Genomic DNA, 11,917 nt, shown 5'->3' on the forward strand with positions numbered 1-11,917 from the left:
CCCATAAAAAAGCCCAAACCAAATGGTCTGGGCTTTTTGCGTCATATGCTTAGCGCGTATGGCGTAATTACAGCTTGCTGTGTGTTGCCAAAATGGCCGCAAGCATGTCATGACCGAATGCTGCACTGCGAGCAGGAGACCAGCCATACAGGGCATCAGCATGGCTGATGTGATCTTTAAATGGCATCTCAACGGTGTAAGACAGGCACTTAAATTGTTCAGCGACCCAGTTTGAACCGACAGTCAGGTTGGCTGTGCCTGGTTCGCTTTTCGGGTAACCAAACTCGTCTTGGAATTCTGGGGTAATGGTGAGCAACGCTTGCTTGAAGTGATTTTCAAGCGCAGCCAACTCTTCGTTGTAAGAAGGAATACCTTCGCTGCCTGCAACAAAGTTGTACGGAATGGCTTCGTCACCGTGAATGTCCAAGAACATGTCAACGCCAGTCTCTAGCATGCGCTCACGCACGTAGAAAACTTCAGGGCTGCGCTCAACCGATGGGGTTTGCCATTCACGGTTCAGGTTCACGCCAATGGCGTTGTGGCGAAGGTGCCCACGAATGCTGCCATCAGGGTTCATGTTTGGCACAACGCGGATCACGGCGTTGTCGATCAGCGTTTTGCCCACGGTATCGGTTTCATCCAGTAGGCGAAGCAATAGACCTTCAATCAGCCATTCAGCCATGGTTTCGCCAGGGTGCTGACGACCAATGATCCAAATGTTCTTTTTGCCTTCCGCTGGCTCACCAATGGTCAACAAGCTGATGTCATTGCCATCCAAGGTTGCGCCTAGTGTTTCAAGCTGACACGCGTAATGCGTTTGTGCGCTGTGCAGCAGGTCTTGGTGGCGGTCGTAAGAGTAAGGCGCAAAGTAGGCGAAATACATTGAACCGCTTTCAGGGATCACTGAGAAACGTAGGTTATCACCATCGAATTCTGCTGGAATGCGGAACCACTCATTGCGGTCGTAAGACGCGACCACATCGTAGTCTTTCCACCCTGCGGTGTAGGCAGATTTTGCCAAGTTAGAAATCGTAAATTGGTGCAGCTCAGGTGATGTGCTTTCCAAGCGGAAATGAAACCACTGAGAGCAGTCAGTTTGGTTATCCGCAGGGATGGTGAGCTGAATATCGCTAGGCGTTTGCGCGCTAACGACGTGGATGTTACCGCTTTCGAAATTGCTGAATATTTTCATGTTTAATGTGGTGTTTTTTGAGAAAACAGTCATTAAGACTATCACAATTTTCGACGCGCAAAACATGCAATCAGATGCGAACTTTGATGGGGCAGAATTACCCCTGACGCAAACCCGTTATAGGTTGTCGCATTCGCACCGCCCAATTTGAAGCTTGTTGGTTAACGTGAAAGACATATAAAAGGAAAAATACCCACAAGGAACCTTACATGTCTGACAACAATCCTGCCGCTGCCTTGCATCGCGATTCCATCATCATAGACGGGCTCATTATTGCCAAGTGGGATAGAGCGCTCTTTGAAGACATGGCAAAGGGCGGATTAACTGCAGCAAACTGCACCGTGTCGGTGTGGGAAGATTTCCAATCCACCATCGATAACATTGTTGAATTCAACCAACTGTTGAGTGAGAACAGCGACCTTATCCGCCCCGTTCATACCACCCAAGATATTCTCCGCGCCAAGCAAGAAGGCAAAACCGGCATCATGCTCGGCTTTCAAAATGTTCACGCATTTGAAGATCAGCTTGGGTATATCGAGATCTTCAAAAAGCTCGGTGTGGGCATCGCGCAAATGGCGTACAACACCCAAAACCTCGTTGGCACAGGTTGCTATGAACGCGATGGGGGATTATCAGGCTACGGGCGTGAAGTGGTAGCGGAGATGAACCGCGTTGGCATGATGTGCGACCTTTCTCATGTTGGGCCAAAAACATCGGAAGAAGTGATTTTAGAATCGAAAAAGCCTGTCTGCTATTCGCACTGCTTGCCACTTGGCTTGAAAGATCATCCCCGAAATAAATCTGATGAAGAACTGAAATTCATTGCCGATCACGGTGGTTTTGTCGGCGTCACCATGTTCGCTCCGTTTTTGAAAAATGGCATCAATTCCACCATTGAAGACTACGTTGAAGCCATCGATTACATCGTCAATATTGTAGGCGAAGACTGTGTCGGTATCGGCACTGACTTTACCCAAGGTCACGACCAAACCTTCTTTGAGTGGATCACTCACGATAAAGGGTATGCCCGCCGACTCACGCGATTTGGAGAGATCATCAACCCGAAAGGCATGCGCACTGTCGGTGATTTTCCTAACCTGACCGCAGCGTTACTGGATAACGGCTGGTCACCTGAGAAAGTGCAGAAAATCATGGGCGGGAACTGGGTCAACGTATTGAAAGATGTGTGGGGCGAGTAGCTTCCGCATTTGCAGTTTATATCGCGGTTATATCGACATAACGAGAGAACTTTAAGGAAGCATTCATGAGCCACCATCCACCAGAGTTACCGATACAGGTTGACGATGAAACGGGCGTTTGGAGCACAGATGGGTTACCCATGCTGTACGTGCCGCGCCACTTTTTTATCAACAATCATGCAGCAGTGGAAGACGCCTTAGGCGCAGATGTCTATGCCCAATTGCTCTACAAAGCAGGTTATAAATCTGCGTATTTCTGGTGTGAGCAGGAAGGCGAAACCCACGGTATATCGGGCGCAGAAGTGTTTGATCACTACATGAAGCGTCTGTCGCAACGCGGCTGGGGGCAATTCTTTATCGAACAGCTTGATGTGTCTCAAGGCACGGCGAGGGTGCGACTCGAAAACTCTGCGTTCGTGTATTACTACGGAAAAAATGACCGCAAAGTGGATTACATGTTCACAGGGTGGTTCGCAGGCGCGATGGATCAAGTGTCTGAAAGTGTTGGTTTCCCATTGAAAACGCAAGCAGTCCAATTGCAAAGCGGCTCAGAAGAAGGCTGTGATTTTGGCGTGTTTGAGGTGAAGCCGATTTAGAAGCAGGAAGGAAAGGTCCTAGGAAGATCAGGTCCTTGGACCTAGAAAAACATAATAAGGAAGTGCAATGTCTCAGTTTGATGCCATTTTTCAACCGCTTGCGATCAACAAGCTGATGATCAGAAATCGCGTGATCAGTACGGCCCACGCCGAGGTGTATTCGACGGAAAATGGCATGCCGACTGAGCGCTATATCCAGTACTACGAGGAAAAAGCCAAAGGCGGCATTGGGTTGTGTGTCTGTGGCGGTTCGAGTCCTGTGTCGATTGATAGCCCGCAAGGCTGGTGGAAATCCGTCAACATGGCATCCGACGACGTGGTTCCTCATCTGCAAAACCTTGCGGATGCGATGCACAAGCATGGCGCGGCGATCATGATCCAAATTACCCACATGGGACGTCGTTCCCGTTGGGATGGCGGCGAATGGCCATCATTGATGAGCCCGAGCGGCATTCGAGAACCCGTCCACCGTGCAACCTGTAAAACCATTGAACCCGAGGAAATCTGGCGCATCATTGGCGATTTTGCGAAAGCGACCAAGCGTGCAAAAGATGGCGGATTAGACGGCGTTGAACTCTCTTTCGCGCACCAACATTTGGTTGATCAGTTCTGGAGCCCTCGCGTTAACAAACGCACCGATGAATGGGGCGGTAGTTTCGAAAATCGTATGCGCTTTGGCGTGGAAATCCTGAAGGCCGTGCGTGACGAAGTGGGACCTGATTTCGCCGTTGGTATTCGCATGACGGGGGATGAGTTTCACCCTGATGGTCTCAACCAAGATGATATGAAAGAGATCGCCGCTTACTACGACAGTCTCGGCATGATCGATTTCTTTAGCATCGTGGGCTCAGGGTGTGACACCCACAATACGCTTGCGAACGTGATCCCGAACATGACTTACCCGCCTGAGCCATTTATCCATTTGGCGGCAGGCATCCGCAGCGTCGTCAATGTGCCTGTGATGCACGCGCAAAACATCAAAGATCCCGTGCAAGCGGCGCGTGCCTTAGAGAGCGGCTTGATAGATTTTGTTGGTATGACCCGTGCGCACCTTGCAGACCCGCACCTTATTGCCAAAGTGAAACTGGGACAGACAGATCAAATCCGACAATGTGTCGGCGCGAACTACTGCATCGACCGCCAGTACCAAGGCATTGACGTACTTTGCATTCAAAACGCCGCGACCTCTCGCGAGCAAACCATGCCGCATATTATTCAAAAGACAGACGGCCCAATCCGCAAAGTAGTGATCGTCGGTGGTGGCCCAGCAGGCATGGAAGCCGCACGAGTTTGTGCTGAGCGCGGACACCAAGTGACGCTGTTTGAGAAAAACAGCGAGCTAGGCGGGCAAATCACCATTGCATCACAAGCGCCGCAGCGCGAACAAATCGCGGGTATCACGCGTTGGTTTGATCTGGAGCTTCGCCGTCTAGGTGTGAACTTGGTGTTTGATGTGACCGCAGATGAAGCCATGATCACGGCAGAAAACCCTGACGTGGTGTTACTCGCTGTGGGCGGTAAACCGTTTGTGAATCAGATGGCGGAATGGGGTGCTGAAGACGGCCTCGTCGTCAGCAGTTGGGATGTGCTCAGTGGCGCGGTGCAGCCGGGCAAAAACGTCGTGGTGTACGACACCATTTGCGAATTCAGCGGCATGTCCGTGGCGGATTTTCTTGCCGCCAAAGGGGCGCAAGTCGAAATGGTCACCGATGACATTAAGCCGGGCGTGGCAGTGGGAGGCACCAGTTTCCCTACTTACTACCGAAGCCTCTATACCCGAGATGTCGTGATGACCTCCGATTTGTTGCTAGAGAAAGTCTACAAAGAAGGCGATGCGCTTATCGCGCACTTTGAAAACGAATACACGGGCGTGAAAGAAGAACGTGTGGTTGACCAAGTGGTGATTGAAAACGGTGTTAGGCCGGATGAGGCGCTTTATTACGCGTTCAAAGACGGTTCGCGTAACAAAGGACAAATCGACATTGAAGCGCTGTTTGCGGCAGAGCATCAGCCTATTTTTTCTGAACAAGGCGAGGGGTATTTGCTGTACCGTCTGGGTGATTGCAACGCGCCACGTAATATTCATGCGGCGATTTACGAAGCTTTACGCCTTTGTAAAGACTTGTAGCATTTGGCGAGGTGAGCGATATGTCCACAGCGCTAATAGGTCCTCTTCTTCTCCTTGTGATCGTGCTTGCCGCGATTGGCGCAGGGAGAAGAATCAAGATGTGGCGTCAGGGTAAGCCTGACTCCATTCCGTTTTTCAAAGCCATTGCTTCTATTCTTCCTCGCTATCTTCATGACTTGCATGATGTGGTGGCGCGAGACAAAAAATTTGCCAATACCCACGTGGCAACGGCAGGGGGCTTTGTTGCTTCTATGCTCGTCATGCTGGTGGTGTATGTGTTGGGCGGCGATTCGTCGATAACGTATGGCTTGTTGGCGGTGACCTTTTCCGTGATGAGTGTTGGCGCGTATCAGGTGAAAAAACGCCGCGAGGACCCCCCAGCGAATTTATCTAAAGGTGCTTTTCAACGTCTTCCTTATAGCCTGCTGGTATTTTCGATCTCAGGCCTTTGTATCTCCCTCATTCAGCTTCTTGGCATCGCCAATGTGTCTATCCTTGTCACCTTCCTTTTAATTGCAGGTGTGCTGCTCGGTTTAGCAGAACTGCTATTTGGCATGACGTGGGGCGGTCCGATGAAGCATGCCTTTGCGGGTGCGCTTCATTTAGGTTTCCATCGCCGTCAAGACCGCTTTGCGGGTGGACGCTCGACAGGGCTTAAACCCATCGATTTGAATGAAAGCAAGCTCGGCGTCGAAATGGCGACGGACTTCCACTGGAATCAGTTACTGGGGTTTGATGCCTGCGTGCAGTGCGGGCGTTGTGAAAAAGTCTGCCCCGCGTTTGCGGCAGGTCAGCCGCTGAATCCGAAAAAGCTGATCCAAGATTTGGTGGTCGGCATGGCAGGTGGCGACACCTCAGGTTATGCGGGCAGTGCCTATCCGGGGAAAGAAGCGGGAAAAGACGCTGCCAAATGCGGTGCGCCGGATAAGCCCTTGTTCGAGAGCTTGTTGGATGCGGAAACCGTGTGGTCGTGCACGACGTGCCGAGCGTGCGTGGAAGAGTGCCCAATGATGATTGAGCACGTCGATGCCATCGTTGACATGCGCCGTCATCTCACGTTAGCCAAAGGCGAAACCGCAGGGAAAGGCTCGGACTCGCTTGGTAATTTGATCGCGACCGACAACCCGAATGGATTCTCTCCCGCGAATCGCGCCAACTGGTCAATTGATTTGAAGCTCGATGCCATGTCAGACGTGGGTCGTGCTGATGTACTGCTTTGGGCGGGAGATGGCGCGTTTGATTTGGCCTACCAACGCACGCTTCGCGCCGTGGTGGCATTGCTTCGCCATGCCAAGGTGAACTTCGCTATTTTAGGCAACGAAGAGCTCGATAGCGGCGATTTGGCTCGTCGATTGGGCGATGAAGCAACGTTCCAACGTCTCGCCAACGCCAACGTCAAAACCCTCAATAAATACAGCTTCGACACCATAGTCACGCCCGACCCTCATGCCTTTCATGTACTGAAAAACGAGTATGGCGACTTTGGTGGCGACTATCAGGTGATGCACCACACCGAGTTTCTGGCTCAATTGGTGAAAGCTAACCAACTGACCTTGTCTGAAGCCAAAGCGCAAGACGTCACCTATCACGATCCTTGTTATCTCGGGCGTTACAACGGTGGCTATGATGCGCCGAGATATTTGCTGCAAGCCATGGGCTTTACGCTCAATGAAATGGAACGTTCAGGTTTTCGTTCGCGCTGCTGTGGCGGAGGTGGCGGCGCACCAATCACGGATATTCCTGGTGAACACCGCATCGCTGACATGCGTATGGATGATGTGCGAGAAACGGGTGCGGAGCTGGTTGCTGTCGCATGTCCTCAGTGTGCAGTGATGTTGGAAGGTGTGGTGATGCCGCGCCCTGAGGTCAAAGACGTGGCTGTGATGCTGCTGGATCGCATTGAGAAAGTGGGGTAGGTGTGATGAGCGATGATACAAAACCAAGTGCGTCGCTAAGGCGCAATCGACGACTCGAGCACATAGTGCGTAATCGCCTGCACCCTGAGCATGCTGCGTTGATGGCATCGCAAAACATCATGCTGGGTGGCACAAACCGAAAAGACCCGCACCGCGTTGGATTCTTCACCCCCGAAGGCATTAAGCGGATCGATCGATCCGGTGAAACCTCTGCGGCAGCAGGCATCGCGGCCAAAGCCGTTGAACAAAGCTTACCAAGGAAACACATCGCATCGCCGTCGGGTTATGTGGTGGTGGTCTCGGATGGCGACAGCGAAAAACTGTCGACGCTCGATAAAGACATGCTCGGCTTGGCGCAACAATTGGCAGCACGGACTAGCGAAGATACGGCAGTCTTACTGGTAACTGTGTTTGCGCGACAAGATGATTTTTCGGCAGCAGGCGCGGACCGTGTGCTGGCGCTCAATGCATCAGCGACCTATTCCCCTGAGCAGTGGCTCTCTGCGTTACTGTCGCTGGAATCATCGCTTACGCCTGTTCACTGGATCTTCCCGGATTCTGGCTTGGTCGGCGGTGATTTAGGCCGAAAACTCAGTGTTGAACTCAATGAAAGACCCGCTACGCGCGTAAGAAGCGTGGTGGATACACAGGCTGAGGACCTTCAGATTGAGTGCAGTAGCGGCGATGCAGGTCGAACCGTGACGCGACAACTCGCGCGCGTCTTGTTGGTGGAAGAACAGGTGGCGGAGCCGATTTCTGGCTATCTCACTGACGCGTTGCCCTTGGAAGAATCATCATTCGACCCTTCAAACAACACCAACCCTGTATGTTCTATTCAAGATGCTGGCAGCGTGGCGGTTGACCCGAAAAACATCCCATTGCCCGAAACCGGCTTTATTCTGTCTGGCGGTAACGGCGTGCGAAATTGGGCGTTGTTCCATCAATGCGCAGACGCACTCGGCGCGACAGAAGGGGCAAGCCGCGTGGCAGTCGATAATGGACACATGCCAAGAACGACACAAGTGGGTGCATCAGGCACATACGTTAACGCCAAAGTGTATATCGCCGTGGGGATTTCCGGTGCGATCCAACATCTGCAAGGGATGACACAGTGCGATACGGTGATCGCGATAAACGCCGATCCGGCCTGTGACATGGTAAAACGCGCTGATCTCAGCATCATTGCGGATAGCTCCGAGGTCATGCAAGCCTTGGTGGATGCGGTGCAAGGTTCGAAAACAGGTAAGGAGCTCAGTGATGCAAGTTAATGACGACATCATGGTGCTGGTTTCTTGCGGCCACCATCCGCTTTCAGGCAGAGAGCGGCGCGCTGAGCGAGATGCTCAAGCACTCGAAATTGCGTTGCAACATACGGCGTCACCCCGCGTGGTATTTGCAGGCGATCCTAACAGCTCGTCACTGCGTGAATACTTAGGAATGGGTGTGCCAGAAATTGACGTTCTAGCGCAAGCCGCCGAATCCGATGTCAGCGTTGCACTTGCCAGTTACGCCCATCAAAAATCGCCACGCTTAGTCTTGTGCGGTCACCGCGCAGAACAAGGCGAATCGTCTGGCATGGTGCCGTATTTGGTGGGAAAACGCTTGAACGCTGCTGTGGTGCCAGACGTGGTTGATATTCTTGCTCAGGATGCAGAATCCGTTGAAGTGCTTCAAGCGCTCGCGGGAGGGCAGCGTCGTCGGTTACAGGTTCAACTTCCTGCTGTGTTAATTGCCAGCGCATCCGCTCCAGCTGCTCGGCAAAGCGCATTTACCAAAGCGAGAGATGGCGTGATTCATTCACTGAGCGTGACGGAAGTTGAAGACGCTGAATTGGGAACATGGCATTGGCAGGTGGCGAAAAAGCGCGCGAAGCGCGTCAAAACCGTCGCAGCATCGTCATCGAGCCGAGATCGATTCCGCGCGGCCACGGCAGCACCTGCTTCAACTGGTGGAAAGATTCTGCTCAATCCCTCGGCAGAAGAGGCGACTGACGCCATTTTTGCGCTGCTGAAGAAAGAAGGCGTGATTTAGCTGTGCTCTATTTTTGACCATTTACAACATCCTCATTTTTTCATCGTTCTATAGAGCGTTGGCAATCTGCATTACGATTGCCAACTCATTCTCGCTAGGTATTTCGTCCTTTAATCCTCTGATCTGTTATTCAGATACAAAGCACTGCGTGTTCGTGACTTGATCGCGTACACGGTTGTCCGCGCCATCACAGTAATCAAAGTTGAGTGTTAAGCGACATTGTGGCGTTCCGTCTTCGCTGAACGTGATTTGGCCGTTGTAGACGTAGGAAAGTGGTGTACCTCTCACATCACCGTGATAGCAACGGTCTCTTACGGTTGAGCTGCCGTTAATGGATAGGGTGCTGAGTGTTTTAACTTCTGTGACTCCCACATAGCCCGCGATCTTGTTGCTCGAATAAGTGGTTGTCGAGAAGTTACCGAAATCAGTGACCCATGAAAGTCGCGTGTTCCTTGCCGATGGGCTGGAAAGGCCCGCTGCGACGAAGGAAACTTCAGCGCTGTCACAATCTACTTTTAGCAGAGACCAAGCGCCTAGCTTATTGGCATTGACGGAAATGGCTTTACTGTTGGTACAGGTTCCCGTTGGTTCATCGTTATCTTTGATGGTTGCTAGGCCCGATTCTTTGTCTCTCTGGTCATCAAATATCCAAGCTTCCAGTGAAAGCGTTTTGTCTTCTTCATCAATGTCGTCGTCGGTTGTCGGCACGATGACTTGAATGCTGGTGACACCTGGCGGCACAGTCACTTTCACGCCCGAACTGTCTAGCGTGACCGAGGTGCTTTCTGACTCATCGAATTTCACGGTCACATTCGCGCTGAAGTCAGTACCATTGATGGCTGTGCCGTCTTTCAATGCGAGAGTGACCTCTTTGCTGGCCTTGAGCTGTTTATCAAAGTTCACGGTAAACGTGAGGTTCTGGCCCTCTATGACTGTATCGCCCGTCACACCTGTGACTTCTACAATGGTTTCACTTGGGAAAATGGTTTCGTCATAACAGGTGTAGGTTTCTTGCGTGTTGGTTGCCATCGCACTGATACGATTCGGGAATAAACCAACAAGCACTTTTTCGCCTGACTGTGGGTTTAAACGCCACAACCTTGTGCTATTCACGTTACCCGTTACATTCTGATTTTTGGTGGATACTAACATCTGACCGTTTTGGTCGAGCGTTACCCCAGTCACGAAGTTGATGTAGTGAAAGGATTTAAGCGTGGAGGAGGCATCATTGGTATCAATGACAAAAGATCGTGTGTTGGTGACAAAGAGAAGCTCGTTCTCATAGAAGATGAAATCGCCCCAACTGGTGAAGCCGCCTAACCGCAAATTATCCGAGAAATTACCGATGGGTGTTGTTGAGCCGTCTGTCGTGTTGATGGTAAATACCGTTTTGTTATCAGATGCGAATAGCACACCCGTTGCTGGGTTAAAGGCCATACGAAACACATCAGGCACCTCTGCAACAATGGTGTGCTGATTGGTTTCTGGGTCATAATAGGCGAGCTGATTTTTTTGCACTGCAGAGGCATGAAAATCTAAGCTTGCAAACTCATCGTCAGAGGTCTCATTGTCCAGCCCCTCCATGTAATACTTATCAGGGCGACTGACGCTGACGTAGTAAATGCGGTTGGTATTCTTGTCGTAAGACATGGCCGAAGAACTAAACAACGCTCGTGATTCTTGCAGAGCGCGTTCGCCGTTGTATACGCCAGTGAGTTTTTTATCTTCTTGCAGATCGACCATGAAGCCGACGTGACCGCGTCCTGCATTCATGGAATAGACATTACCATAGCATTCGGCGTATGCCGTTGCAGACATACAGCTAGCCATGACCAAGCTGGTAAGAATACGCTTTCTCATTATTATTCCCTTATTTTTTATAGTGATATTTGATGTTTAGTGAATTGCATTAGCGAGCGTATGTTGGTGGCGGGGAAAATAATGTCTCAGGGTTGGTATAGAAAATAAGCTTGTTAATTAGAATTAGCTAAATATTTTGTATAATCAGTAAATAGCGGTATTAATAATTTAATGCTAATTTAGATTTGAATTAATTGTCTTTGAGTTGAATTTTAGACAGATTATTAAATTATTGTATGATTTGGAGTGCAGCATGAAAAAGATCGTAATTTACACCAGTAAAAACTGCCCTCATTGTCAGGCAGCCAAACAGTATTTTGATAGCAAGAAACTGACCTACAGATTGTGTGATGTCGCAACGCCACGTGGCAGAAAAGAACATGCCGCATTGGGTGCGCGTGGTGTTCCTGTCATTAAGATCGGTGATCAAGTACTACATGGCTTTTCGAATAAGGCGGTAGAACAAGCACTTAAGTAACTGAAAGGAAAACATCACTTTACATATGGAAAATCATATATAAAGTAGTCTTCATGATACGCACTTTTGTCCTTCTACTCGGAAATCTATGGCCTCGGAATCAACACGCTTAAACGCAGCGCATCCAACGCTCGTTAATTCAAACAGCTCTGACTCAGTATCGCCTGTCACTTTTTATAAATGTTTGGCGGACGAGACGCGTCTGAAAACCTTGTTGTTACTCCAACAAGAAGGTGAATTGTGTGTGTGCGAGTTAATGACAGCACTAGATGAAAGCCAGCCTAAGGTTTCTCGTCACCTTGCTCAGTTGCGAAAGTGCGGATTGCTGACTGATCGCAGACAAGGGCACTGGGTTTTCTATCGCATTCGCACCGATTTACCTGAATGGATCACCAGCGTACTGTCAGTCACCTTGGCCTCTCACGCCGTATTTATTCAAGATAATATGAATAAGCTTTGTGGGATGGGAGACCGCCCAGAGCGTGCGTCAACCTGTTGTTAAATCGCAAGTCTGGGC

General features: G+C 50.5%; 10 protein-coding genes. 8 read left to right on the forward strand and 2 right to left on the reverse strand.

Features of this window, described 5'->3' with window-relative positions:
- Positions 1-67: 67 nt before the first annotated feature.
- On the reverse strand, positions 68-1,192 hold the full coding sequence (locus Q365_RS0102450; RefSeq protein ID WP_028021851.1) for a M14 family metallopeptidase: 1,125 nt from the start codon (positions 1,190-1,192) through the stop codon (positions 68-70).
- 209 nt (positions 1,193-1,401) lie between these two features.
- On the opposite strand from Q365_RS0102450, the gene Q365_RS0102455 reads away from it, so the two are divergent.
- The 6 genes from Q365_RS0102455 (at position 1,402) to Q365_RS0102480 (ending at position 9,062) form a co-directional block, all read left to right on the forward strand.
- Complete coding sequence (locus tag Q365_RS0102455; RefSeq protein ID WP_028021852.1) at positions 1,402-2,391, forward strand: dipeptidase; 990 nt, start codon at positions 1,402-1,404, stop codon at positions 2,389-2,391.
- Between the two features lie 65 nt (positions 2,392-2,456).
- Positions 2,457-2,987: a DUF5943 domain-containing protein gene (locus Q365_RS0102460; RefSeq protein WP_028021853.1), complete on the forward strand. Its 531-nt coding sequence runs from the start codon at positions 2,457-2,459 to the stop codon at positions 2,985-2,987.
- A gap of 67 nt (positions 2,988-3,054) precedes the next feature.
- Positions 3,055-5,115: an NADH:flavin oxidoreductase gene (locus tag Q365_RS0102465; RefSeq protein ID WP_028021854.1), complete on the forward strand. Its 2,061-nt coding sequence runs from the start codon at positions 3,055-3,057 to the stop codon at positions 5,113-5,115.
- Positions 5,116-5,135: 20 nt separating this feature from the next.
- The gene (locus Q365_RS25295) at positions 5,136-7,031 is read left to right on the forward strand and encodes a (Fe-S)-binding protein (protein ID WP_051563715.1); all 1,896 of its coding nucleotides are present in this window, start codon (positions 5,136-5,138) and stop codon (positions 7,029-7,031) included.
- Positions 7,032-7,036: 5 nt separating this feature from the next.
- Positions 7,037-8,299 carry an electron transfer flavoprotein subunit alpha/FixB family protein gene (locus Q365_RS0102475; RefSeq protein WP_028021855.1) on the forward strand — a complete coding sequence of 421 codons (1,263 nt, stop codon included), beginning with the start codon at positions 7,037-7,039 and terminating at the stop codon, positions 8,297-8,299.
- A complete protein-coding gene (locus tag Q365_RS0102480) occupies positions 8,289-9,062 on the forward strand; it encodes an electron transfer flavoprotein subunit beta (RefSeq protein WP_028021856.1) in 774 nt (257 codons plus the stop codon). Before Q365_RS0102475 ends, Q365_RS0102480 begins: the two co-directional genes overlap by 11 nt.
- Positions 9,063-9,188: 126 nt before the next feature.
- Here the strand turns inward: Q365_RS0102480 and Q365_RS0102485 are convergent, their stop codons facing one another.
- A complete protein-coding gene (locus tag Q365_RS0102485) occupies positions 9,189-10,922 on the reverse strand; it encodes an IPT/TIG domain-containing protein (RefSeq protein WP_028021857.1) in 1,734 nt (577 codons plus the stop codon).
- A 253-nt stretch (positions 10,923-11,175) separates the two neighbouring features.
- Here Q365_RS0102485 and Q365_RS0102490 point away from each other — a divergent pair, with 253 nt between their 5' ends.
- Together Q365_RS0102490 and Q365_RS0102495 are read left to right on the forward strand one after the other, a co-directional pair.
- The gene (locus tag Q365_RS0102490; RefSeq protein WP_028021858.1) at positions 11,176-11,400 is read left to right on the forward strand and encodes a glutaredoxin family protein; all 225 of its coding nucleotides are present in this window, start codon (positions 11,176-11,178) and stop codon (positions 11,398-11,400) included.
- A gap of 88 nt (positions 11,401-11,488) precedes the next feature.
- The gene (locus Q365_RS0102495) at positions 11,489-11,902 is read left to right on the forward strand and encodes a metalloregulator ArsR/SmtB family transcription factor (RefSeq protein WP_081796117.1); all 414 of its coding nucleotides are present in this window, start codon (positions 11,489-11,491) and stop codon (positions 11,900-11,902) included.
- Positions 11,903-11,917: the final 15 nt, after the last annotated feature.

Origin of the sequence: Enterovibrio calviensis DSM 14347, from assembly GCF_000621165.1 — a bacterium.
Lineage (GTDB): Bacteria > Pseudomonadota > Gammaproteobacteria > Enterobacterales > Vibrionaceae > Enterovibrio > Enterovibrio calviensis.

Coding starts and splice junctions, on each gene's coding strand:
- Q365_RS0102450 (WP_028021851.1), bottom strand. CDS start 1,192: ATGAAAATATTCAGCAATTTCGAAAGCGGTAACATCCACGTCGTTAGC.
- Q365_RS0102455 (WP_028021852.1), top strand. CDS start 1,402: ATGTCTGACAACAATCCTGCCGCTGCCTTGCATCGCGATTCCATCATC.
- Q365_RS0102460 (WP_028021853.1), top strand. CDS start 2,457: ATGAGCCACCATCCACCAGAGTTACCGATACAGGTTGACGATGAAACG.
- Q365_RS0102465 (WP_028021854.1), top strand. CDS start 3,055: ATGTCTCAGTTTGATGCCATTTTTCAACCGCTTGCGATCAACAAGCTG.
- Q365_RS25295 (WP_051563715.1), top strand. CDS start 5,136: ATGTCCACAGCGCTAATAGGTCCTCTTCTTCTCCTTGTGATCGTGCTT.
- Q365_RS0102475 (WP_028021855.1), top strand. CDS start 7,037: ATGAGCGATGATACAAAACCAAGTGCGTCGCTAAGGCGCAATCGACGA.
- Q365_RS0102480 (WP_028021856.1), top strand. CDS start 8,289: ATGCAAGTTAATGACGACATCATGGTGCTGGTTTCTTGCGGCCACCAT.
- Q365_RS0102485 (WP_028021857.1), bottom strand. CDS start 10,922: ATGAGAAAGCGTATTCTTACCAGCTTGGTCATGGCTAGCTGTATGTCT.
- Q365_RS0102490 (WP_028021858.1), top strand. CDS start 11,176: ATGAAAAAGATCGTAATTTACACCAGTAAAAACTGCCCTCATTGTCAG.
- Q365_RS0102495 (WP_081796117.1), top strand. CDS start 11,489: ATGGCCTCGGAATCAACACGCTTAAACGCAGCGCATCCAACGCTCGTT.